Genomic DNA, 21,994 nt, shown 5'->3' with positions numbered 1-21,994 from the left:
TGCGAGGTCGCAATCGGCCGGGCCCCAAATCGATGTCCCAAGGATGCCCCAAGGATGTCCCAAGTCTGCTGTTGGGCGCGAACATGGCAGAAACAAGGGAGAATTCAAATCCTCGGCCTCTGGTTGTGGCAATTTCCGAGGTTTTTCCCAATCGCAACGCAACCCTTCGCAAGTCGCTTAAAATCCCGCCCTTTAACGACGGCCCCAAGGACCCATCGGATTGCCGGCTGCAGTTCCGGAGGGGGCGGGCACGGGCGGCGGACTGGCCGAGCCGCCTGCATCGTCCCAAGGCCCCTGGCGCAACGGCGGCGGGCCGTCCTGCCGCTCCACCTGTGCCTCAGGCCCGTCCGTCTCGTCGGGCGGTGGCAGCGGGCCGGGGTCATGGCCGCCGGCGAACTTGACCAGCGCGTCGACCCGGGATTGCACCGAGGGATGGGTCGCGAACAAATCGGCAAAGCCCTCGCGCGGATTGTCGACGCAGAGCTCCATCACCGCCGAGGTCGCGCCCGGCAGCTCGCCGCGGTTCTCGATCTTGCGCAGTGCCGAGATCATGGCGTCCGGATCTTTCGTCAGCTCGACGGAGCCTGCGTCGGCGAGATATTCGCGCGAACGAGACAGCGCGAGCTTCACCACCTGCGACAACAGCCACGCCACCACGATCAACACGACCGCGATGATGATCACGATCACCGCGCCGCCGCCGGAGCTCTTGCTGTCGCTCGATGACGAGGATGATCGCGACGATGAGGACGAGCCAGACGACCACGAGCCGCCGGAGCCGGAGCTCCAGTTGAAGCTCGTGAACAGACGGAAGAACAACTCGCCGAAGAAGCCGACCACGCCGGCGATGATGACGGCGACCACCATGAGCTGGACGTCGCCGTTCTTGATGTGGGTCAGCTCGTGGCCCAGCACCGCCTCGATCTCCTTGTCATCAAGCGCATCGAGGAGACCCGTGGTCACGGTGATCGAATATTGCCGCGGATTGAGGCCGGTCGCGAACGCGTTCAGCGCCGGGCTCTCCATGATCTTCAGCTTCGGCATGGTGATGCCGCGCGAGATGCAGAGGTTTTCGAGCAGATTGTAGAGTCGCGGCTCTTCCTGCCGGGTGACGTCGTGGCCGCCGGTCACGGCATCGATCATCGACTGGTGGAAGAAATAGGCGATGACGATCCAGGCCGCCGCCGCGATCGTCGCGAACGGCGCGGCGACGATGAGGTCGTGGAAAGCGCGGCTCAGATAGTAGGCGACAGTGCCATTGCTGTTGATGACGACTTCCGCGACCAGCGCGCCGGCATAGACCAGCACGTAGACCAGCGTGAACAGGCCGGCGAGCAGCAGCATCGAACGAAACTTGTTCGAGGCGATGTGCGTGTAGAGACCATACGCGGCCATGACGCGATGCCCTGCCGGCCTATCGGCTCAACTCAGAACTTCACCTGCGGCGTTGCCTCGACCTCGGTGCGGCTGGCGCCGAGATCGAAGAAGTCCTTCTTGGTGAAGCCGAACATGCCGGCGAACAGGGCGGCGGGCATCTGCTGGATGCCGGTGTTGTATTCCTGGACCGCGTTGTTGAAGAAGCGGCGGCTCGCCGCGATCTTGTTCTCGAGGTCGGAGAGCTCGCTGGCGAGCTGCTGGAAGTTGGCGTTGGCCTTGAGGTCCGGATAGGCCTCGGACAGCGCGATCAGCCGGCCGAGCGCGCCGGAGAGCTGGTTCTCGGCGGCGGATACCTGTGCCGGTCCCTGCGCCGACATCGCCGAGTTGCGCGCCTTGATGACGTCGTCGAGCGTGCCACGCTCATGCGAGGCATAGCCCTTCACCGTCTCGACCAGGTTCGGGATCAGATCGTGGCGCTGCTTGAGCTGCACGTCGATGTCGGCAAAGGCCTGGCCGACGCGCTGGCCCAGCGCCACCAGCCGGTTGTAGGCGCTGAACGCCAGGAACACGAGGACGACGATGACGCCGAGAACGATCCAGCCGGTCGACATGGAGAACTCCTGAAGGGGGAAGAAGGCGGGCGCAGCCTAGACCAAAATTGGCGCAGGACGAGAGCCCGGCGCAGAGGAAGGTAAGACTTGGTCGAATGGGGAACCATCCGAGTTCAAGGCAAAAGCGTCCGACGAAGTTAACTTTCGGCAATGACCGCGTCGCCCCAGCGCCAGCGCCGGGCGTTTGCATAGGCGGCCTTGTCGCGCCGCGGGACCTTGGTGATGGCGAGGCCGCCCTCCGTACAGAGCTTCGCTGTGATCTCGGCCTTGCCGACATCCGCTGGCGCCAGCACGCGCGCGGCACGTGTTGCGGGCGCTGTCCGGGTCAGGGCGATGTAGATGAAGCGCTCGTCCTCGAACGGCACGTCGGCGCCCTTGATCTGCCGATGTGCCTGCGAGCGCGGCAGGCGCTGGCTGAAATGGCACCAGTCGGGTGCGGTGAGCGGGCACGGCTTTTCGTGCGGGCAGGGCGCGGCGACATAGGCACCGAGCGCGATCAGCTGCTGGCGCAGCGCGAGGATGCGCGCGTAGCCTGCCGGTGTGCCGGGCTCGATCACGACCAGCGCGTGGCGTGCTTTCGCCCACATCGTTTCCGCCAGCTTGCGCTGATCGGTCTCGCTGAGCTCGCCGATCACGTAGCTCGCGACGACGAGATCGGCTTGCGAGACCTCGGCGAGGTTGGCGCCGGCGTCGCCAGGCAGATAGCGGCAATCGGCGAGCCGCGTGCTGTCGCGCGCCAGTTCGAGCGCGAGACGGCTGAGTGTGGCGTTGGCGTCGAGCAGGGTAAAATCCTGCAGCGACGGAAAGGCCTCGGCAGCGGCCCAGCTCGCGGTGCCCGGGCCCGCGCCGACGTCGAGCAGGGTTTCCGGGGCGAGGTCCGGCGCCATCTCGGTCAGCGCATTCAGGCTGGCCGCCACGGCCGCATAGGTCGCCGGCATCCGCGCCAGCGCATAGGCAAGCGCGTCGGCGTCGGACTTGATCGTGCCGGAGGTGCCACCTGCGCGATAGGCGGTCGAGATTTTTTGCGAGCGCTGTGCGGCGTCGGTGCGGGAGAAGCCCTGGAGCTTGCCGTCGAGGGCGGCTTTCAGTTCGGTGGGGAGGGTGGGTGAGATCATCATCCGCGGCCATGCCCCGCGAAGTCGGGGCATCCAGTACTCCGAGATAGTGCCGTCAACCGAGAAGCCGCGGCTCACTGGATCATCCGCCCCGGCGCGCAATTTGCGCACAAGGCGGATGATGACGTCAATGGGTGTGGAACGACCGGAGGCTCAAGCCACGTTCTGGTCGAGAATGTCCACGGCCTCGGCCAGGCTCACCGACACCAGCTGCGAGACGCCGCGTTCGGCCATGGTGACGCCGAACAGCCGGTTCATCCGCGCCATCGTGATCGGGTTGTGCGTGATGATGATGAAGCGGGTGTCGGTCGAGCCGGTCATCTCGTGCAGCAGGTTGCAGTAGCGCTCGACGTTGTGGTCGTCGAGCGGTGCGTCGACTTCGTCCAGCACGCAGATCGGCGAGGGGTTGGTGAGGAACACCGCGAAGATCAGCGCCATCGCGGTCAGCGCCTGCTCGCCGCCCGAAAGCAGCGACAGCGTCTGCGGCTTCTTGCCCGGCGGCTTTGCGATGATCTCGAGACCGGCTTCCAGCGGATCGTCGCTCTCGATCAGGTGCAGCGCCGCTTCGCCGCCGCCGAACAGCTCGACGAACAGGCGCTTGAAGTGGTTGTTGACGACCTCGAACGAGGTCAGGAGGCGCTCGCGCGCTTCCTTGTTGAGGCTCTGGATGCCCTGGCGCAGCCGCTTGATGGCTTCGACGAGGTCGTCGCGCTCGGTGACCAGGCCCGTATGCTGGGTCTCGACCTCGCGCAGCTCTTCCTCGGCGCGCAGGTTGACGGCGCCCAGACGCTCGCGGTCGCGGCGCATCTTTTCGAGGTCTTCCTCGATGTCGTGCAGTGGCGGCAGCTCGGCGCCGGGCTCGATCTCGGCGAGGCCGGCAACGGCCTGCGGCTCGACCTCCAGCATGTCGCGGATCTCGCGCTCGATGTCCTCGAGCCGGCGCCGTGCGCCTTCCATGCGTTCCTCGGCGCGGGCGGTGGCCTCGCGGGAGCTCGACAGCGCTTCGAGTGTCAGCTTGGCGACGCGATCGGTTTCGGCCATCGCGGTCTCGGCCGAGGCGAGCGCGTCGGCGGCCATGCGGCGGTCGTTTTCCGCGTATTCGATCTCGGTGATCAGCGCGCTGCGCTTCTCGGCGAACACGGCGGGCGCGTTTTCGAGATCGCTGCGCTCGATCGAGACCTCGGTGATGCGGGTCTGGATGGTGTCGATGTGAGAGGCCGCGCTCTCCTTGCGGTTCTGCCACTCGGTGCGCTCGGCGAGGATCGCCTGCACGCGCCGGTCGGCGAGTTCCGCCTCGCGCGCCAGCGCCTGCGCCTCGGCGCGGACCTGGGCGGCCATGCGGCGATGGCCTTCGATATCGCTGCGGACGGCGGCGAGACGGGTTTCGGTGTCCTCGCTCGACGGCAGTTCGGTGATGCCGGCGGCGGCATATTCGTACGCGGCCTCGGCCTCGGCGCGGTCGGCGGCGAGACGGCTATGGGCTTCCGACAGCGTCGCCTTGCGCGCGGCGCGGCGGCTGATCTCGCGCTCGGCGGTGGCATGGCGCTCGCGCGCGACGTTCAGCTCGCGCTGGGCGGCGCGCCAGGCCTCGCGGCTCGCACCTTCGGTGCTGGCGGCCATCTGCAGCTCGGACTCGGCGTTCTCCAGCGCCTGACGCTTGATCTGCGCGTCGATGCGGGCCTGCTCCAGCTCGTTCTCGATGTCGACGAGGCGGGCGCGCTCGGCGAGGCGCCGTGCGGCGCCGGTGGGGGCGTGGGCCGCGGCGACAAAGCCGTCCCAGCGCCAGACGTCGCCTTCGGGCGAGACCAGCCGCTGGCCAGTCTTGAGCTGCGAGACCAGCTCGGCGCCGCGCTCGCGCGGCACCACGCCGATCTGCGCCAGGCGGCGCGCCAGCTCGGCGGGCGCCTGAACGTGGCTCGCAAGCGGCACGACGCCCTCGGGCAGCTCCGGATCGCCCTCGGTGACGCCGGCATTGGTCCAGCGCATCGGCGCGGATGGATCGACCGGCGCATCGAGATCGTCGCCGAGGGCTGCGCCGATCGCCTTCTCAAAACCCTTGTCGACGGTGATGCCGTCGATGATCGGCGGCCACAGATTCTTGGTCTCGCCGTTGACGATCTTGGAGATCGTACGCGCTTCGGTATCGAGGCGCTGCACGCGCTTGTCGGCTTCGACGAGCGGCGAGCGCGAGGATTCCAGCGTCTGGCGCGCGGCAACATGCGCAGCCTCGCTCGCCTGGGCCGCGGCTTCCGAAGCAGCAAGGGTCTGCTCCGCGGTCTCGACCGTTGCGGTCAGCTCGTCGAGATCGCCGAAGCCGCCGGTCTCGTCGGCAAGCTTCTGCTCTTCGGCCGCGACGTTCGAAATCTCCTGGTCGAGCCGGGCGAGCTTGTCGCGGTGGGTGCGGACATTGGCCTCGAGCTGGTTGCGCTTGGCGGTGAGGTCGGCAAGCGCCGTGGTGAGCTCGGCGAACTGCTGCTCGGTTTCGGTCAGCACCGCCTCGGCTTCGCCGACGCGCTCGTCGACGCCGGAGCGCTTCTCGACCCGCGACTTGATCTCTTCCTTCAGCTCGGCGTCTTCGGTGTCGAGCCGCTGGAGCGCGACGTCGGCGTCCATGGTCTGCTGCTGGGCGCGCGAGATGTCGCCCTCGAACTGGGCGAGGCGCCGCTCGAGCTCGGCGACGCGCTCCTTGGCGCGCTCTTCCTCGCGGTCGAGCAGTTCGCGCGCATTGGTCAGGCGCTGCAGCCCGGCCGCGGCGCGCGCTTCGGCATCGCGCAGCGCCGGCATTTCGGCAGCGCGGATCGCCTGGATGCGGGCGGCTTCGGCCTGGTGCTGGGTGCGTTCGGCCATCTCGCGAACCGCGAGATCATGGGTCTGGCCGGATTCGTTGACGTCGGCATGCGCGCCGATCCAGCGCAGGTGGAACAGCGTCGCTTCCGCCTTGCGGACTTTGGCCGCGACTTCGCGATAGCGCACGGCCTGGCGGGCCTGCTTCTTCAGGCCTTCCATCTGGCCGCCGAGCTGGCCGATCACGTCCTCGACGCGGGTGAGGTTGGTTTCGGCGGCCTTCAGCCGCAGTTCGGCCTCGTGGCGGCGGGCGTGCAGGCCGGCGACGCCGGCAGCATCTTCCAGCACACGGCGGCGCTGCTCGGGCTTGGCCTGGATGATCTCGCCGATCTTGCCCTGGTGGACGAGGGCGGGCGAGCGCGCGCCGGTGGCCGCGTCCGCGAACAGGATCTGCACGTCGCGCGCGCGAACGTCGCGGCCGTTGATGCGATAGACCGAGCCGGCCTCGCGCTCGATGCGGCGGGAGATTTCCAGAAGCTGGCTGTCGTTCATCGCCGCCGGCGCGGTGCGATCGGCATTGTCGATCGTCATCGTCACTTCGGCGTGGTTGCGCGCAGGACGGTTGCCGGAGCCGGCGAAGATCACCGCGTCCATGTCAGCGGCGCGCAGCGACTTGTAGGACGTCTCGCCCATCGCCCAGCGCAGCGCCTCGACCAGATTCGACTTGCCGCAGCCGTTGGGGCCGACCACGCCGGTCAGGCCGGGCTCGATGACGAAGTCCGTGGGCTCAACGAAGGACTTGAAGCCGTGAAGGCGCAGGCGGGTGATTTTCATAAGCACGCATCTCTGTTGGCAGGCGCGAATCCCCCTGCCGGGACAATACCATGGAAGGCAATGTCACTCTCTGGGTGAGTCGCGCGAGGCGCCTCATGCGGTCGGACAATGGCCGCGGTGCGCCGCGAGGGCAACCGGCGAAAGCCGCTTTTCCCAAGGGATTTATGCCGGGAAAGATACGGCTTTCGAGATGCGAATCAGGTGCCGAGCGGGGAAAATCAGCTCTTCAGCAGCGGATTGATCTTCTTGGCGAATTCATCGAACGAGGCTTCGCCCTTGATCTTCTCGCCGTTGATGAAGAAGGTCGGCGTCGAATCCACCTTCAGAACGTCGCTGGCGTATTTCTGGTCGGCGGCGATCTTGTCGAGCAGCGCCTGGTCCTTCAGGCAGGCTTCGACCTGCTGCTGGGTGAGGCCGGCCTGCTTGCCGATCCGCGTCAGCGTCTCGGTGGTGTTCTTCAGCACCCAGTCGTTCTGCTGGCGGAACAGCATGTCGGTGACCGCGAAATATTTCGGCGCGTCGTCCTTGGCGATGCAGCGCGACAGCATCGAGCCGGCGGCGGCTTTGATGTCGAGCGGGAACTCGCGGAAGATGTAACGCACCTTGCCGGTGTCGATGTATTCCGACTTGATCTTGGGGAACACCTGCTCGTTGAACGCCGCACAATGCGGGCAGGTCATCGAGGCATATTCGGTGATGGTGACGGGGGCGTCCTTGGGGCCGAGTGCCATGTCGGGCAGCGACACGGGCTTGGCCACATCGGCGGCCGACTGCGCCATGGCTTCGTTGATGAACCGCAGCGGCGACAGCCCGGCGAGCGCGGCAAGACCGGTCAGCGACAGCATCGTGTTGAAGGCGCGGCGGGTGATGATCAAGGTCGGCTCCCGAATTGGCGTGGTCTCGCCCGAAGTTCCCGTTCAGGCGGCCTGTCGCTAGCTTGAAACGTAGTTTGAGGCAATGGCGAGCGACAGGGACGGGTCCAGATTACCGGCGGAATGAGGCTCAATTTCGCTTGATGGCCGCCCCGAGCCGCGCCAGCGCTGTCTTCAATTCTTCATCTTCGATGTCCCCCAGGCTCTCCGCCACCTTGGCCACCGATTTGGGATCCGGCGGGCCGGGTCGGACCGGCCGCCGGGCGCGCGACAGGGGGGCCTGGCGGAAGGCGAGCTTGCCGACCGCGCTCCAGCCGAAGAAGCGATTGACCCGCTCCAGGATCACGTCGGCAGAGTGCTGGATCTCCAGCGCCATCGGCCCCTCGACCCGCAGCACCAGGGTCGCCGGCTCCTGCGGCTGGCCCTCGACCGGCCGCGGCCATTGCATCTTCAGAGGTTCGGCATGGGCTGCGATCTCCGGCCCGGCGATCTGCGCCCACCGCGTCACCAGCTCGCGCGCGGCAAATCCCTGCTTGGCATAGGCCTCGGCAAAGACGTCGTTGAGAAGCAGCGAAAGCGGCTTGGCGCTGATGGGGCCGGGTTTGGGAGGGAATTTGGACATGGACCCTTATAGCACTTCGGAGGGCAGGCCTCACCATTGGGGGAGCGGTCCGCGAAGAAAGACGTGGATGCCGGCGACGAGCGCGGGCATGACGTGGAGAGGCCGCCGCGTTGCCGCTACAGTGAGAGCATGAGCCCCAGATCTGCCCTGAAGGCCAAGTCGGAACCAATTCAGCCGGAGGCATCGGCTCGTCCCACATTGCTGCTCGCCTGGTACGACCGCCATCGCCGCCGTCTGCCATGGCGCGCGATGCCCGGCCAGACCTCGGACCCTTACCGCGTCTGGCTGTCGGAGATCATGCTCCAGCAGACCACCGTGAAAGCCGTCGGCCCCTATTTCGAGAAGTTCGTCGCGCGCTGGCCGGATGTCACGGCGCTCGGGCGAGCCTCGCTGGATGACGTGCTGCGGATGTGGGCCGGGCTCGGCTATTACTCGCGCGCGCGCAATCTCCACGCCTGCGCCGTGGCCGTGACGCGCGAGCACGGCGGTGTGTTTCCGGACACGGAAGAGGGGCTGCGCGCGCTGCCGGGCATCGGACCCTATACGGCGGCCGCGATCGCCGCGATCGCGTTCGACCGCCGCACCATGCCGGTCGACGGCAATATCGAGCGCGTGGTGTCGCGCCTGTTCGCGGTCGAGGAGGAGCTGCCGCAGGCCAAGCCGCTGATCCAGCAACTGGCGGCGACGCTGCTCGCAGACTCACGCGCCGGCGACGAGAAGTCTCGCGCCGGCGACAGCGCGCAGGCGCTGATGGATCTGGGCGCCTCGATCTGCACGCCGAAGAAACCGGCCTGCTCGCTCTGTCCGCTCAACGAGGATTGCACCGCGCGTGCGCTGGCGACGCAGGAATCGTTTCCGCGCAAGGCGCCGAAGAAGAGCGGAACGTTGCGGCGCGGTGCTGCCTTCGTCGTGACGCGCGGCGGCGAGCTGCTGGTCCGCTCGAGGCCCGAAAAAGGCCTCCTTGGCGGCATGACCGAGGTGCCGGGCTCGGACTGGCTGGCCGGCCAGGAAGACGCAACGGCGAAGCAGCAGGCGCCCGAGCTGAAGAGGCTGTCGCGCTGGCAGCGCAAGGTGGGCGTCGTCACCCACGTCTTCACGCATTTTCCGCTGGAGCTGGTGGTCTACACGGCGAAGGCCGACGCGCGCTCGCGCGCGCCCGAGGGCATGCGCTGGGTGCCGATCGCGACCCTCGCCGGTGAGGCGCTGCCCAACGTCATGCGCAAGGTGATCGCGCACGCGCTCGATCCTTCAACGGCCTCACCGTCCTGACAGCACGCTGGCAGCAGCGCTACGCTATCAGCGCCCGATACGGAGGCTGCCGATGGTCAAGACCGCACTCGACAATTTTCCAAGGCCGCCCTGCGCCGAGCTGCTCGGATGGCGCCTGCTCGATGCCCGTCCGGAGGAGGGCTGGATCAGGCTCGCCTTCGAGGGCAAGCCCGAGTTCTGCAATCCGGCGGGCTTCATCCAGGGCGGCATGCTCTCTGCCATGCTCGACGACACCATGGGGCCAGCCGTGCTGGTGATGAGCGAGGGCCGGCTCTACACCACCACGATCAGCATGACCGTGAATTTCCTCAGCCCCGCAAGGCCCGGCCCGATCATCGGTGAGGCCAGGGTGACGCAGCTCGGCAAGACGATTGCGTTCGTCGAGGCGAAGCTGATGGCCGAAGACGGCACGGTGCTGGCGACGGCGAGCGCCAGCGAGCGGCTGCTGGAGGCGGCGAGGGTGGTGGGGAAATAGTCGAGCCACGTATGTGGTATCCCTTCTCCCCTTGTAGGAGAAGGTGGCATAGGCGGCCTTCGGGGCGCCGTTCTTAAGAGAACGCCGAAGCGAAGCTTCGGCTATGGCGCCGGATGAGGGGTCTCTAGCCGCGAATTCAATTGCAAGAGATGTGATCGCGGAGACAGACCCATCACCCAAGCGAGTTTGTGTCTGGCAGCGTCGCTGCCCTCTCCCACAAGGGGCCTGTTGCGTTATCAGCTCTTGAGGCTGAAGACGTCAGGAACGAAGGCCTTGGTCCCGGCAATTGCCTGCCAAGATCTGTAGTTGTCGCCCTCGGAGGGTGGCTCACGCGGCGATTGTGGCCCACCGCCTCATGTTGAAGGCGATCGCGGCGAGCACGACTTGCCCGGTCGCCTTGATCAGACCGACGTAGCGGATGCAGGTCAGCCGCATGCGGCGTTTGAGAGTAGCGAAGGTGGTCTCGACCTGGGCTCGGCGGCGCGCGATGAGGAGGTTGTAGCGTTTGAGCCTGGGCGGCAGTTCCGGATGATGTCTGTTGGGCCGACGAGCGATGCGGGGTTTCTTGCCCTCCGCCTTCAGCCGGGCCCGTCGGGCATGGGTGTCGTAAGCCGCATCGGCCCACACCGCAGCTTCATCGCCCCGGATCAAAGCGTCCGCAGGTGTCGTATCGTTGACGTTAGCGGGTGTGGTCAGCACCGCGCGGATCAAGCCGGATCCTTCGTCCACACCCACATGGGCCTTGTAACCGAAGGTCGAGCCGCTTTTGCCCTGCCGTTTGGCAAACCGGGCATCAGGGTCGTTTGAGGGGCGATCCTCCTTGGGCGGAGCCGAGACTGCCTGGATCAAGGTCGCATCCAGCATCGTGCCGCGCTTGAGGATCACGCCAGCATTCTCAAGCTGACGATCCAATTCGCCAAACAGCTTCTCCAGCAGGCCCTGTTCAACGAGCTGGTTCCGGAAGCGGTTCAGGACCGTGTGGTCGGGCGTCGCATCCTCAAGGCTCAAACCGACGAAGCGCTTGAACGACAACCGGTCGCCCAGCGCTTCCTCGAGTTCGCGCTCCGAAAGACCATACAGCGACTGCAACAGCACAGCACGAAACAGCACCAACACCGGATAGCCTGGTCGACCGGGGCTCCCTTCATCCCGCAAATGGCCGATCAGCTTCTCGAACCGGTACCACTTGACCAGGCCAGCCAGCCGATCCAGCGCCGCATTGGCGCCGGCCCCCTTCGGCATCAGCGCTTCCACAAAGCTCGGCTGTCCCGTCCGCTTGACCGCCATCGCTACCCTCCAAGGCTTTGCCCTAGGGAATCACAATTGACGAATTACGCAACAGCCCCGCAAGGGGAGAGGGCGCATCAACGTGCATCTCGCTTCGTGCGAGAGCATTAGAGATATTGAGCTGAACTCAACCACCCGCGCGCGCACCAGCACTCACGATCGGCGGTTTCGCATTCAGCGCCTCGACCTGGAAGCCGGCGACGCGCTTGTAGTTCGCGGCGATGTCCTCGAGCTCTTTCTGCGACAGCACGTCGGTGACGACGTCGTAGCCGTCGGGCGCGCGCTCCTCGACCAGCTGCATCACCTGCTCGGGGCCGTTCTTGCGGTTGAGCAGGACGAGGTCGGTGGTCGCGGGCCTGCGCTCGGCCTCGTAGGCGAGCAGCGCCGCGGTCGTTAGGCCATGCGCCAGGATCTCGCGCGTGATGGTGCGGGCATCGAGGATCGCCTGAGAGGCGCCGTTCGAGCCGATCGGGTACATCGGGTGCGCGGCGTCGCCCATCAGCGTGACGCGGCCGAAGGTCCATTGCGACACCGGATCGCGGTCGACCAGCGGATATTCGTAGGCGTGCGGGCAGTTCCTGATCAGGCCGGGCACGTCGAGCCAGTCGAACTGCCAGCTCTCGAACCAGGGCAAGAACTCCTCCAGCCGCGCGGTGCGGTTATAATCCTCGCGCCGCCACTGATAGGTCGGCGGCATGTGGCGCTCGGCAACCCAGTTGATCAGATGGTTGCCCGCTGCATCCGGCGCCTTCGAAATCGGATAGCAGACGAATTTCAGGATCTCGTGTCCGGCCATGATCATGGTGCGGCCGGTGAGGAAGGCCTTTGACGGCGTGACGCCGCGCCAGAGGATGCGGCCGTTCCAGATCGGCGGTCCCTCCTGCGGGTAGAGCTTCTCTCGCACGGCGGAATGGATGCCGTCGGCGGCGATCAGGATCGTGCCGTCGTAGCTGCCGGCAGCCTTGCCGGTCGCCCTGTCGATGAAGTCGGCGCGCACGCCGCTGTCCGTCTCGGTCCAGCCGGTCAGATGGTGGCTGGTCAGGATATTCTCGCGGCCGAGCCGCTCGATCGCGGTGTCGAGCAGGAGCTGCTGGAGGGTGCCGCGATGGATCGAGAATTGCGGCCATTTATAGCCGGCTTCCAGCCCGCGCGGCTCGCTCCAGATCGGCTTGCCGTGCTTGGAGAAATAGGCGAGCTCGCGGGTGCGCACGCCGCTTTCGTCCAGCCGGTCCATCAGCCCGAGCTCGATCAGCTCGCGCACCGCATGCGGCAGCACGTTGATGCCGACGCCGAGCGGCTTCAGTTCCGCGACGCTCTCGAACACTTTTACGGGAACGCCGATTCCGTGCAGGCTGAGCGCAAGCGTCAGCCCGCCGATGCCGCCACCGGCGATGAGTACGGTCATGACAAACCCCTCCGATTGCGGGCGTCTTGGCACAGGCGGGCGGCGGTGGGCAACTGCGAAGAGTAAAAGCACGGAGAACGCCGTGCTATGGACCTGGCGGCCCGCAGCCGTTAGTTTCCAATTTTCCCATGAGGTCCGACATGCTCAAGCTCTACTACGCCACCGGCACCTGCGCGCTCGCCACCTACATGACCCTGGAGGAGGCCGGCGCCGACTACACGGCTGAACGGCTGAGCTTCAAGGATAACCAGCAGAACAGCCCGGAATACCTCGCGATCAATCCGAAGGGCCGCGTGCCGGCGCTGGTGACCGATCGCGGCGTGCTGACCGAGACGCCTGCGATGCTGGCCTACATCGCGCAGACCTTCCCCAAGGCGAAACTCGCCCCGCTCGACGATCCCTTCGACTTCGCCCAGGTGCAGTCGTTCAATTCCTATCTCTGCTCGACCGCGCACATCAACCATGCCCACAAGATGCGCGGCGCGCGCTGGGCGACGCAGGAGAGCTCGTTCGCCGACATGAAGGCGATGGTGCCGAAGACCATGGGCGCCTGCTTCGCCTTGATCGAGCAGAAGATGTTCAAAGGTCCCTGGGTGATGGGCGACCAGTTCACGATCTGCGATCCCTACCTCCACACGCTCTCGCTCTGGCTCGAGGGTGACAGCGTCGACATCAACGCCACGCCGAAGATCGCCGATCACTTCAAGCGCATGTCAGACCGCCCCGCCGTGTGCAAGGTGATGGACGCGCAGAAGGCGTAGGAACGTAGCTCTTGTAGGGCGGGCAAAGGCGCAAAGCGCCGTGCCCACCATCTTTCCAAGTTGTGCGAAGAGGTGGGGGCACGCTTTGCTTTGCCCACCCTACGATAGCTTGCGCTTGGCTTGCTCCAATTCCCGCCCCGTCTCCAGCATCAGCTGCCGCAGCCAGATCGAGCCCGGATCCATCTGTGCGCGGGTCGGATGGAACATGAACTGCTCGTCGATCCCGGGATCGAGCGGCGGCGTCAGCGCGACGAGGCCGAGCTGCTTCGACAGCGCCGCGATCAGCCGGCGCGGCACGAAGGCGACGAGGTCGGTGCGGGCGGCGACGTGCAGCGCTTCGAGATAGCCTGACACCACCAGCGAAATGTGCCGCTCGATGCCCTTGGTCCGCAGCCAGGTGTCGATGAGATCCTCCGGTTGGCCGCGGATGATCACGCCGATATGGCGTGCCGCCAGGAACGTCTCGCGCCGCTTCAGCTTCGCAGCCATGGGATGGCCGCGCCGCACCGCCAGCGCGTCGCTGTCGGTGTAGAGCAACTGGCGGTGAAAGCCCTTGAAGGCGTTGCCTATCGAGATCACGAGGTCGATGGTGCGGGCGAACTCGGCGTGAAAGATCGCGGGGCCCCGCCACGGTACGACGTCGATGCGGACGTTGGGCGCGGCCCGCGTCACCTTCTCCATCAAGGGCGGCATCAGCAGCTCGACGGCGAGATCCGGCATCATCAGGCGGAATTGTCGCTCGCTGCGCGCGGCGTCGAAGTCGTCGGGCATGAACAGCCCGCGCACCTGGTCGAGTGCCTGGGCCAGCGGTGCGCGGAGCGCTTGCGCCCGCGGCGTCAGCTCCATGCGGGCGCCGGTGCGCACCAGCAGCGGATCGCCGAAGATGTCGCGCAGGCGCTGCAACGCGTGGCTCGCGGCCGGCTGCGACAGCCCGATCCGAAGCGCGGCCCGGCTGACATTGGCCTCGCGCAGCAGCGCGTCGAGCGCGGTCAGGAGATTGAGGTCAAGCGAATTCAAATTCATGAGGCGAATAGATATCATATCCACTATCGATTTGAAGAATTCTACTCCGGCTGGGATGATCTCCGAGTTGCCACCAAACGGAGATGCCGCCATGAGCGCGAGCGCCAACAAGAAACTGATGCAGGATATCTTTGCCGCCGCCGCCAATCCCGATCCGGCCGCGCGCGACCGGGCCCTGTTCACCGCGAGCCTTGCCGACGATGCCAGATGGGTCGTGACCGGCCAGTATTCCTGGTCGCGCACCTTCACCGGCAAGGAGGCGATCCTTGGCGATCTGCACGGTTATGTGCGTACCCGCTTGCGCGACCGGACCCGCACCGTAGCTCACCGTTTCATCGCCGACGGCGACGTCGTCGTGGTGGAAGCCAAGGGCGACAACGTCACGTCCGAGGGCGTTCGCTATGACAACGACTACTGCCTGGTGTTTCGCCTCGAGGACGGGAAGATCAAGGAGATCCGCGAATATTGCGACTCGACCCTGACCGAGAAGGCGCTCGGTCCGTTTCCGCAGACGCCCGTGAGGGCCGCGAGCTGACCGGATTGAGGACCATCTCGTCCGCCGACCGGTGTCGTCGGCCCCGGTCGGCGATGGTCGTGTCGATCTGGCGCAGGCTGGCAGCGATTGTCCATGTCAGGCGCGAACGGTCGCGAGCCCGGTACCAGCTCGCCGCCATGAGCGACCGGGAGCTTCAGGACTGCGGCATGACCCGGGCGGAGATCGCGTACGAACTGAGGAGACCGGTGCGACGGAGTTAGACAAACGGACGAGATCCAGGCGCTGCCTGCCCCATTTTATCGTAGCCGGCGGAACCTTCGGGTTCCGCCGGGCGTTTGCCCGTTTCCGGGGCAATCGCGCCCCCGGCATCGCACGCGTTTGGGAAATTTCATGCTGGCTGGGGTTTCGGACGTTTCAACACAGGTGGGCCGCAGCTTTTCCGGACTCCGCGAGCGATTGAGAGATGCGACTGCGAATGCGCACCGGGAGCTCGATGCGCAGCTTTCGTCGTTCGACCTCACAGTCCTGTCCGGTTACCGCCGCTTCCTGCAAGCCAGCGCCGGTGCACTTCTTCCGCTCGAAGCTGCGCTCGTGCAGGCTGGCGTCGCCAGGATGTTTCCGGATTGGCGGGAGCGGGCGCGTAGCGCCGCGATCGCGACCGATCTCGCGCAGCTCGGCAGCGCCGCGCAATCCACCGTGTCCGTGCCACCGCTGACGCGCAGTGGCGTGCTCGGCACGTTGTATGTTCTGGAGGGCTCCCGTCTCGGCGCAAAGTTTCTGCTGAAGGCGGTCGCGGATGCGGGCGATCCGCGCATCGGCGAGGCCACCGCCTATCTCAGCCATGGCGCGGGCAAACGGCTCTGGCAGAGCTTTCTGGCGAAGCTTCAAAACGACGAGGCATGCGACGAGGACGAGGCGATCGAGTCGGCACGTGTCGCTTTCGCGGCCTTCGAGCAGGCGGCGGACCGCGCATGAACGAGGCGGTCAATCTCACCAATTGCGATCGCGAGCCGATCCACATCCCCGGCAGCGTCCAGCCGTTCGGCTTCCTGCTGACGGTGCTGTCGGATTTCACGATCTGCATGGCCTCCGACAATGTCGGCAGCTTTCTCGGGACTGACGTCGCCGACCTGCTGCAGCAGCCGCTGTCGCGCGTCATCTCGGAAGCCGCCGTCCAGACCATTCGCAGCCGCGTCGATCATCTCAGCGGCCCCGATACGACCGAGCGCATGTTCGGTGTCGAGCTCCAGCCCGGCAAGCCGCCTTGCGATCTCTCCATCCACTTCTCCGGCGCCTATCTGGTCATCGAGGCGGAGCCCAGCGTCAGCGAGCCCGGCGTCAATTCCGGCGAGCTCGTCCGCCTGATGCTGGAGCGAATCCGCAAGACCCGCGGCATGACCGAGCTCGCCCGCGAGGCAGCGCGCCAGCTCAAGGTCCTGACCGGGTTCGACCGCGTCATGGTCTATCAGTTTCACCCGGACGGATCGGGGGAAGTGATTGCTGAAGCTGCGGAAGCCGGCCTCGAACGGTTCCTCGGCCTGCACTATCCGGCCTCCGACATCCCCAAGCAGGCCCGCATCCTTTATCAGCGCAACTGGCTGCGCATCATCGCCGATATCAATTCGACACCGGCCGCGTTGTTTTCGACGGCCACGCACAATGCGGGGCTGCTCGATCTCTCCATGAGCGTGCTGCGCTCGGTCTCCCCGATCCACATCGAATATTTGCGCAACATGGGCGTCGGGGCCTCGATGTCGGTGTCGATCCTGCGCGACGGCAAGCTGTGGGGCCTGTTCGCCTGCCACCATTATTCGCCGCGCTACATCTCGTTCGAGAAGCGCACCGCGTCCGAGCTGTTCGGGCAGATGTTCTCCTGGATCGTGGAGGGGCGCGAACGCGAGGGCAATGTCGCCTATGAGATGCGCGCTCACCAGGTGCAGGAGCGGTTGATCGAGACCGCGGCCTCGCACGAGCACAGCCGGCGCGCGATCGTCGACTTCCTCGGCGACTATCGCGGGATGATCGATTGCGACGGCGTGGCGGTGTGGTCCGACAACAAGATCGCGCTTCAGGGCCAGACGCCGACCGAGGACGAGGTGAAGGAGCTGGTCGCCTTCATCAACCGGACCTCGCCGGGACGGATTTTCGCCAGTGCCGAGATTGCCAAGGTCTATGCCGCCGGCCAGTCCTTTCGCGACCGCGCGGCGGGATTTCTCGCCATTCCGATCTCGCGGACTCCGCGCGATTGCCTGATCTTCTTCCGGCGCGAGGTCGTGCGCTCGGTGAACTGGGCCGGCGCGCCCGACAAGGTCTATGACGAGGGTCCGAACGGACCGCGGCTGACGCCGCGCAAGAGCTTTGAGCTCTGGCAGGAAACGGTGGCGGGCCAGTCGAAACCGTGGTCCACGGCCGACATCCGCATCGCCGAGAGCCTGCGCGTCACGCTGCTCGAAGTGATCCTGCAACTGTCCGACCTTGCCGCCCGCGAGCGTCGCGGCGCACAGGAGCGGCAGGAGCTGATGATCGCCGAGCTCAATCACCGCGTCCGCAACATTTTGAGCCTCGTCCGCGCGCTGGTCGCGCAAAGCAAGGACACCGCGACTTCGGTCGAGGAGTTCGCCGGCGTGCTCGGCGGCCGCGTCCAGGCCTTGGCCCGTGCCCACGACCAGATCACCAATCTGAACTGGGCGCCGGTTGCGCTGCGCTCGCTGGTCGAGTCCGAGGCCGGCGCCTATCTCGGCGCGCGTGCCGGCCGCGTGAAGATGGGCGGGCCCGACGTCGCGCTCGATCCCAAGGCGTTCGCGACGCTGGCGCTGGTCGTGCACGAGATGATGACCAATTCCGCCAAATACGGTGCGCTCGCGGATTCCACCGGCCAGGTCGAGGTGGTCTGGCGGCTCGATCCGAATTCGAGCCTCGAGATCGAGTGGAAGGAGAGCGGCGGGCCGCCGGTGCAGCCGCCGTCGCGCCGCGGCTTCGGCACCACCATCATCGAGCGCTCGGTGCCGTTCGACCTCAAGGGCGAAGCCGAAATCCGCTTCGACCTGCTGGGCGTCCAGGCCAAATTCGTCATCCCGCCCAATTTCGTCGAACTGGTACCATCAATCGCAGGAGCCGCCATGCGCGTCGAGGAGCAGCAGCCCGCCCGTCCGCGAATTTCCGAGACGGCACTGATCGTCGAGGACAATCTGATCATCGCCATGGCGGCGGAAGTCATCCTGCTCGATCTCGGGGCCCGCCATGTCGATACTGCGGCGAGCGTCGACCAGGCGTTGCGCGCGATCGAGCGCACGCGTCCGGGTTTTGCGCTGCTCGATCTCAACCTCGGCAACGAGAGCAGCATCAAGGTTGCGCAGAAGCTGAAGGAGATCGGCGTGCCCTTCATGTTCGCGACCGGCTATGGCGAGCGCGCGCCGATCCCGGAGGAGCTGGCGTCCGCGCCGGTGGTCCAAAAGCCGTACACGCTGGAAGTCGTCGAGAACGCGCTCGGCAAGTTGCAGGGGACGGTCGCCCAATAGACATCCATCCCGGCGACGCGTGCAGCGCTCTGCAAGCGGCTGCGGGCTTCGCACCGAAATCGGCGCAACTGCCGATAAAATCAGCAGGTCCTGGGCGGGCCGGCGCACAGATGCGCGAAAAATCGGAAGGTTCAATTAACGAGTGTCCCTCATTGTACCGCGGTGCAGCGTGGGTGCCGAAAAGCGACTCGCGGCTGCCGGGGGTGGCCGTGACGATTGCCGGGGTCGTTCGTCCGCCCGAATTCACATGCACCTGGGTGGACAGTGGGAATGCCGAACTTTCGTTTGCGGATCAGGGGGCGCCTGTACGCAGGTTTCATGGCCTTGGTGGCGGTTGGTCTCGTGATGGCGGTGGTCGCCATCTGGAATTTGCGGTCCGTGCAGGACCAGGTCGCAAAGGCCTCGGCGTTTTCGGACAGCACGGCGCGGGTTCTGGAGGTCTCGACCCATCTTCAGGCGATCCAGCGCGCCAATCTGCGCTACATCTACGACGCCAGCGAGCCCGCAATGAAGGAGGCCGCAGAACGGGAGACCGCGGCGACCGAGCTGTTGAAGGTCGGGGCGCAGGGAACGCTCTCCGAGGAGCGGCGGAAGCTCTACAACGATCTGATCGCCGACATCGCGAAAATGCGAAGCCTGCGTGACAATCTCGGCGACGCCGTCAACGAGGCGCGGACCGGCAAGGCGACGCTGCTGCCGAGCGGTGACGAGCTGACTGTCAAGATGGGCAAGCTGGTCGATGTGGCGCGCGCAGCCGTCGACGAAGACACCGGGGCCCTCGTCGCGGACCTCGAATCCAGACTCCTTCTGGTCCAGATCGCGAACTGGCGTTTCCTGGCCCTGCGCGACAGCAAGGGGCCCGCCAACTTCAGAACCAATGTGGACAGGGCGTCGCAGCGCCTCTCGGCGCTCGAAAAGAGTCCGCAGGCGGCCGAATTGCGAACCACGCTCGCGCCGGTGAAGACCTCGCTCGGAATCTACAAATCCGCGTTCGAGACGACGTCGGCCGCGATGCTCCAGGCCGACGAGATCTACCACAAGAGCCTCGCGCCCCTCATCGTCGACAGCATCGCCAAGCTCAAGGTCGCGGAAACCGCTCTGAAGAAGGACTACAAGGAGTCGCGCAGCCAGGCCGAAGCCGTGATTGACGGCACGACCACCGTGCAGGCGATCGCGGGCTGCCTTGCCACCCTGTTCGGATTGATCGTCGCTTTCCTGATCGCGCGCAGCATCGTCGGTCCCCTGACGTCGATGACGCGCGCGATGGGGTTGTTGGCCGGCGGCAATCTCGAGGTCGAGATTCCCGGGCGCGGCAAGGCCGACGAGATCGGCGACATGGCCAAGGCGATCGAGGTGTTCAAGACCAACATGATCGACACCGAACGCTTGCGCACGGAGCAGACCGAGACCGAGGCGCGGCAGGCGGAGAGCCGCAAGGCCGACATGGTCCGGCTCGCCGACCAGTTCGAGCAGGCGGTCGGCGAGATCGTCGACACCGTGTCGTCGGCATCGAACGAGCTGGAGGCTTCGGCCGGCACGCTGACGGCGACCGCGACGCGCGCGCAGAACCTGTCGACGGAGGTGGCGTCGGCGTCACAGGAGGCCACGGCCAATGTGCAGGCGGTGGCGTCCGCGACCGAGCAGCTGTCCTCCTCGGTGACCGAGATCGCCCGCCAGGTGCAGGAATCCGCCCGGATCGCCAACGAGGCCGTCGGGCAGGCGAGCAGGACCAATGAGCGCGTCGGCGAGCTGTCCAAGGCGGCCGCCCGCATCGGCGACGTGGTCGAGCTGATCAGCACGATTGCCGGCCAGACCAACCTCCTGGCGCTGAACGCCACTATCGAGGCGGCGCGCGCGGGCGAGGCCGGCCGCGGCTTTGCGGTGGTCGCCTCCGAGGTCAAGGCGCTGGCCGAGCAGACCGCGAAGGCGACCGGCGAGATCGGCCAGCAGATTTCGAGCATCCAGGCCGCGACCGAGCAGTCGGTCGGCTCCATCCGGGAGATCAGCGGCACGATCGAGCGGCTGTCGGAAATCTCGTCGGCGGTTGCCGCCGCCGTGGAGGAGCAGGGCGCGGCGACGCAGGACATCTCCCGCAACGTCCAGCAGGCCGCTCACGGCACACAGCGCGTCTCGACCAATATCGGCGACGTCCAGCGCGGCGCGTCCGAGACCGGCTCGGCCTCCTCGCAGGTGCTCTCGGCGGCGCGCTCGCTGTCTTCAGACAGCAACCGGCTGAAGCAGGAAGTCGCGAAGTTCCTGAACTCGGTCCACGCCGCCTAAACGCAAAAGGCCACGCGCATGCGCGTGGCCTTTAAATCGCGGCGTGACGCGATCAGGCGACCTTGGTCGTCATGTGCTTGAACATGTTGGCGCGCGCCTCGTCGTCCATCTCGGCCTTGAAGGTGAACTTGTCTTTCAGCGCAATCGCGCGCGCCGCCGCCGGCCGCGCCGAGATCTCGTCCACCAGCCGCTTCACGTTCGGGTAGCGCGCAAAGGCATCGTCGCCGAGCTTGAACGGCACCATCCGCGCCCAGCCCCACAGCGCCATGTCGACGATCGAATAGCTGTCGCCGACCATGTAGCTGCGGCCTTTGAGGTGAGCGTCCAGGACCTTGTAGTGGCGATCGGTCTCGTACTGGTAGCGGTTATGCGCGTAATCGTGGTTCTGGTCCTTCGGCGCAAAATGCTTGAAGTGCACGGCCTGGCCCGAATACGGCCCGACGCCGGTGGCAATGAACATCAGCCATGACAGCGTCTCGCCGCGGACGTTGGCGGCGGGGAGGAACTTGCCGGTCTTCTCGGCGAGGTAGAGCAGGATGGCGTTCGAGTCGAACACGATGGTGCCGTTGTCGTCGATCGCCGGCACCTTGCCGTTCGGATTGATCTTCAGATAGTCCGGCGCGAACTGATCGCCCGTGCGGGTGTCGATCTTGACCGGCTCGAAGGCCAGGCCGGCTTCTTCGAGGAACAGCGCGACCTTGGTCGGGTTCGGCGATCCGTTGAAATAGAATTTGAGCATGTTTGTCTCCCGGATTCCCTTTTTAGAGAATGATTGCAGCGTCGTGGCTTTCTCTGCCTGAACATGGCCTGGGAGAGCAACCGGCGAGTTTGCCGGGCGGTGTCTGCGCGCTGCGCAGATCAGCCGGCGTAACAAAGGCCGATCGCCGCCGTAATGACCATGGCCGCACCCACGGCCTCCAGGCGCAGCCCGAGCCGCGTGGCGAGATGCATGTCCGAGGCCCGCGCCTTGCGCTCCGATCCGCGCGCATAGCCGTGCACGATGACGTCGTGATTGAAATTGTCGTGGGCCTCGTTGCTGCTGGCGAGCCCGACGCAGACCACCAGCACGCCGAAGATGGCGAGGCCGAAAAAGCCGAGCAGGGCGATCAGGAACATCGGAAACATGCCGAGCAGGAAGATCGGCAGCAGCGGCACCAGCAGCAAAGTCTCGGACTGTCGTCGCATCGGAGCCGGACCGGTCAGGACGGGGCTGATCCCACGAATCTAGTCCTGGCCGTGGCGGCATTCAAGGAGCGGTAGGGTGG

The 21,994-nt window shown here is 66.0% G+C and carries 19 protein-coding genes; 8 read left to right on the top strand and 11 right to left on the bottom strand.

The features are described 5' to 3' along the window. Positions 1-192: 192 nt before the first annotated feature. The 6 genes from BJ6T_RS35315 to BJ6T_RS35290 all read right to left on the bottom strand — a co-directional run bounded on the left by BJ6T_RS35315 (position 193) and on the right by BJ6T_RS35290 (position 8,215). Entirely contained in the window at positions 193-1,395 is a 1,203-nt protein-coding gene (locus BJ6T_RS35315; protein WP_014497380.1) for a M48 family metallopeptidase, read from the bottom strand. 32 nt (positions 1,396-1,427) lie between these two features. Continuing rightward, entirely contained in the window at positions 1,428-1,988 is a 561-nt protein-coding gene (locus tag BJ6T_RS35310) for a LemA family protein (protein WP_014497379.1), read from the bottom strand. A 137-nt stretch (positions 1,989-2,125) separates the two neighbouring features. After that, the gene (locus BJ6T_RS35305; RefSeq protein ID WP_014497378.1) at positions 2,126-3,106 is read right to left on the bottom strand and encodes a small ribosomal subunit Rsm22 family protein; all 981 of its coding nucleotides are present in this window, start codon (positions 3,104-3,106) and stop codon (positions 2,126-2,128) included. A gap of 150 nt (positions 3,107-3,256) precedes the next feature. Further along, complete coding sequence (smc, locus tag BJ6T_RS35300; protein WP_014497377.1) at positions 3,257-6,721, bottom strand: chromosome segregation protein SMC; 3,465 nt, start codon at positions 6,719-6,721, stop codon at positions 3,257-3,259. 218 nt (positions 6,722-6,939) lie between these two features. Then, positions 6,940-7,596 carry a DsbA family protein gene (locus tag BJ6T_RS35295; RefSeq protein WP_014497376.1) on the bottom strand — a complete coding sequence of 219 codons (657 nt, stop codon included), beginning with the start codon at positions 7,594-7,596 and terminating at the stop codon, positions 6,940-6,942. Positions 7,597-7,723: 127 nt separating this feature from the next. Then, positions 7,724-8,215 (bottom strand): DUF721 domain-containing protein, encoded by a 492-nt coding sequence (locus BJ6T_RS35290; protein ID WP_014497375.1) that lies wholly within the window; start codon positions 8,213-8,215, stop codon positions 7,724-7,726. Positions 8,216-8,344: 129 nt separating this feature from the next. On the opposite strand from BJ6T_RS35290, the gene mutY reads away from it, so the two are divergent. Both mutY and BJ6T_RS35280 read left to right on the top strand, forming a co-directional pair. After that, positions 8,345-9,484 carry an A/G-specific adenine glycosylase gene (mutY, locus tag BJ6T_RS35285; protein WP_039229615.1) on the top strand — a complete coding sequence of 380 codons (1,140 nt, stop codon included), beginning with the start codon at positions 8,345-8,347 and terminating at the stop codon, positions 9,482-9,484. 52 nt (positions 9,485-9,536) lie between these two features. After that, on the top strand, positions 9,537-9,959 hold the full coding sequence (locus tag BJ6T_RS35280) for a PaaI family thioesterase (RefSeq protein WP_014497373.1): 423 nt from the start codon (positions 9,537-9,539) through the stop codon (positions 9,957-9,959). Between the two features lie 327 nt (positions 9,960-10,286). Here the strand turns inward: BJ6T_RS35280 and BJ6T_RS35275 are convergent, their stop codons facing one another. Then, positions 10,287-11,246 (bottom strand): IS5 family transposase, encoded by a 960-nt coding sequence (locus BJ6T_RS35275; RefSeq protein WP_014491453.1) that lies wholly within the window; start codon positions 11,244-11,246, stop codon positions 10,287-10,289. A 127-nt stretch (positions 11,247-11,373) separates the two neighbouring features. Continuing rightward, complete coding sequence (locus tag BJ6T_RS35270) at positions 11,374-12,651, bottom strand: flavin-dependent oxidoreductase (protein ID WP_014497372.1); 1,278 nt, start codon at positions 12,649-12,651, stop codon at positions 11,374-11,376. Between the two features lie 140 nt (positions 12,652-12,791). Here BJ6T_RS35270 and BJ6T_RS35265 point away from each other — a divergent pair, with 140 nt between their 5' ends. Further along, positions 12,792-13,412, top strand: coding sequence for a glutathione S-transferase family protein (locus BJ6T_RS35265; RefSeq protein ID WP_014497371.1), 621 nt, complete (start codon positions 12,792-12,794; stop codon positions 13,410-13,412). Between the two features lie 99 nt (positions 13,413-13,511). On the opposite strand, the gene BJ6T_RS35260 is transcribed toward BJ6T_RS35265, so the two are convergent. Continuing rightward, positions 13,512-14,435, bottom strand: coding sequence for a LysR family transcriptional regulator (locus BJ6T_RS35260; RefSeq protein ID WP_014497370.1), 924 nt, complete (start codon positions 14,433-14,435; stop codon positions 13,512-13,514). A gap of 91 nt (positions 14,436-14,526) precedes the next feature. On the opposite strand from BJ6T_RS35260, the gene BJ6T_RS35255 reads away from it, so the two are divergent. From BJ6T_RS35255 to BJ6T_RS35240, 5 genes are all read left to right on the top strand, one after another. Beyond that, entirely contained in the window at positions 14,527-14,970 is a 444-nt protein-coding gene (locus BJ6T_RS35255; RefSeq protein ID WP_014497369.1) for a nuclear transport factor 2 family protein, read from the top strand. Positions 14,971-15,023: 53 nt separating this feature from the next. Continuing rightward, positions 15,024-15,191 (top strand): DUF1127 domain-containing protein, encoded by a 168-nt coding sequence (locus BJ6T_RS44140; protein WP_080588657.1) that lies wholly within the window; start codon positions 15,024-15,026, stop codon positions 15,189-15,191. Between the two features lie 130 nt (positions 15,192-15,321). Further along, positions 15,322-15,906 carry a biliverdin-producing heme oxygenase gene (locus BJ6T_RS35250; RefSeq protein WP_014497367.1) on the top strand — a complete coding sequence of 195 codons (585 nt, stop codon included), beginning with the start codon at positions 15,322-15,324 and terminating at the stop codon, positions 15,904-15,906. After that, the gene (locus tag BJ6T_RS35245) at positions 15,903-18,449 is read left to right on the top strand and encodes an HWE histidine kinase domain-containing protein (RefSeq protein WP_014497366.1); all 2,547 of its coding nucleotides are present in this window, start codon (positions 15,903-15,905) and stop codon (positions 18,447-18,449) included. Before BJ6T_RS35250 ends, BJ6T_RS35245 begins: the two co-directional genes overlap by 4 nt. 270 nt (positions 18,450-18,719) lie before the next feature. Then, positions 18,720-20,729 carry a HAMP domain-containing methyl-accepting chemotaxis protein gene (locus BJ6T_RS35240; protein ID WP_028170138.1) on the top strand — a complete coding sequence of 670 codons (2,010 nt, stop codon included), beginning with the start codon at positions 18,720-18,722 and terminating at the stop codon, positions 20,727-20,729. Between the two features lie 52 nt (positions 20,730-20,781). Here BJ6T_RS35240 and BJ6T_RS35235 read toward each other — a convergent pair whose 3' ends face one another. Both BJ6T_RS35235 and BJ6T_RS35230 read right to left on the bottom strand, forming a co-directional pair. Then, on the bottom strand, positions 20,782-21,468 hold the full coding sequence (locus BJ6T_RS35235) for a glutathione S-transferase family protein (RefSeq protein WP_014497364.1): 687 nt from the start codon (positions 21,466-21,468) through the stop codon (positions 20,782-20,784). A gap of 119 nt (positions 21,469-21,587) precedes the next feature. Then, positions 21,588-21,914 carry a hypothetical protein gene (locus BJ6T_RS35230; RefSeq protein ID WP_014497363.1) on the bottom strand — a complete coding sequence of 109 codons (327 nt, stop codon included), beginning with the start codon at positions 21,912-21,914 and terminating at the stop codon, positions 21,588-21,590. Positions 21,915-21,994: the final 80 nt, after the last annotated feature.

The sequence above is a fragment of the Bradyrhizobium japonicum USDA 6 genome, assembly GCF_000284375.1.
Lineage (GTDB): Bacteria > Pseudomonadota > Alphaproteobacteria > Rhizobiales > Xanthobacteraceae > Bradyrhizobium > Bradyrhizobium japonicum.
This window is presented reverse-complemented; position numbering and strand designations above follow the sequence as displayed.

What these genes read in the sequence shown, in the direction of transcription:
- BJ6T_RS35280 (WP_014497373.1), top strand. Translation starts at nt 9,537, where the DNA reads ATGGTCAAGACCGCACTCGACAATTTTCCAAGGCCGCCCTGCGCCGAG.
- BJ6T_RS35305 (WP_014497378.1), bottom strand. Translation starts at nt 3,106, where the DNA reads ATGATGATCTCACCCACCCTCCCCACCGAACTGAAAGCCGCCCTCGAC.
- BJ6T_RS35270 (WP_014497372.1), bottom strand. Translation starts at nt 12,651, where the DNA reads ATGACCGTACTCATCGCCGGTGGCGGCATCGGCGGGCTGACGCTTGCG.
- BJ6T_RS35245 (WP_014497366.1), top strand. Translation starts at nt 15,903, where the DNA reads ATGAACGAGGCGGTCAATCTCACCAATTGCGATCGCGAGCCGATCCAC.
- BJ6T_RS35250 (WP_014497367.1), top strand. Translation starts at nt 15,322, where the DNA reads ATGCTGGCTGGGGTTTCGGACGTTTCAACACAGGTGGGCCGCAGCTTT.
- BJ6T_RS35230 (WP_014497363.1), bottom strand. Translation starts at nt 21,914, where the DNA reads ATGCGACGACAGTCCGAGACTTTGCTGCTGGTGCCGCTGCTGCCGATC.
- BJ6T_RS35310 (WP_014497379.1), bottom strand. Translation starts at nt 1,988, where the DNA reads ATGTCGACCGGCTGGATCGTTCTCGGCGTCATCGTCGTCCTCGTGTTC.
- BJ6T_RS35240 (WP_028170138.1), top strand. Translation starts at nt 18,720, where the DNA reads ATGCCGAACTTTCGTTTGCGGATCAGGGGGCGCCTGTACGCAGGTTTC.
- BJ6T_RS35290 (WP_014497375.1), bottom strand. Translation starts at nt 8,215, where the DNA reads ATGTCCAAATTCCCTCCCAAACCCGGCCCCATCAGCGCCAAGCCGCTT.
- BJ6T_RS44140 (WP_080588657.1), top strand. Translation starts at nt 15,024, where the DNA reads ATGGTCGTGTCGATCTGGCGCAGGCTGGCAGCGATTGTCCATGTCAGG.
- BJ6T_RS35265 (WP_014497371.1), top strand. Translation starts at nt 12,792, where the DNA reads ATGCTCAAGCTCTACTACGCCACCGGCACCTGCGCGCTCGCCACCTAC.
- BJ6T_RS35275 (WP_014491453.1), bottom strand. Translation starts at nt 11,246, where the DNA reads ATGGCGGTCAAGCGGACGGGACAGCCGAGCTTTGTGGAAGCGCTGATG.
- smc (WP_014497377.1), bottom strand. Translation starts at nt 6,721, where the DNA reads ATGAAAATCACCCGCCTGCGCCTTCACGGCTTCAAGTCCTTCGTTGAG.
- mutY (WP_039229615.1), top strand. Translation starts at nt 8,345, where the DNA reads ATGAGCCCCAGATCTGCCCTGAAGGCCAAGTCGGAACCAATTCAGCCG.
- BJ6T_RS35315 (WP_014497380.1), bottom strand. Translation starts at nt 1,395, where the DNA reads ATGGCCGCGTATGGTCTCTACACGCACATCGCCTCGAACAAGTTTCGT.
- BJ6T_RS35235 (WP_014497364.1), bottom strand. Translation starts at nt 21,468, where the DNA reads ATGCTCAAATTCTATTTCAACGGATCGCCGAACCCGACCAAGGTCGCG.
- BJ6T_RS35260 (WP_014497370.1), bottom strand. Translation starts at nt 14,435, where the DNA reads ATGAATTTGAATTCGCTTGACCTCAATCTCCTGACCGCGCTCGACGCG.
- BJ6T_RS35255 (WP_014497369.1), top strand. Translation starts at nt 14,527, where the DNA reads ATGAGCGCGAGCGCCAACAAGAAACTGATGCAGGATATCTTTGCCGCC.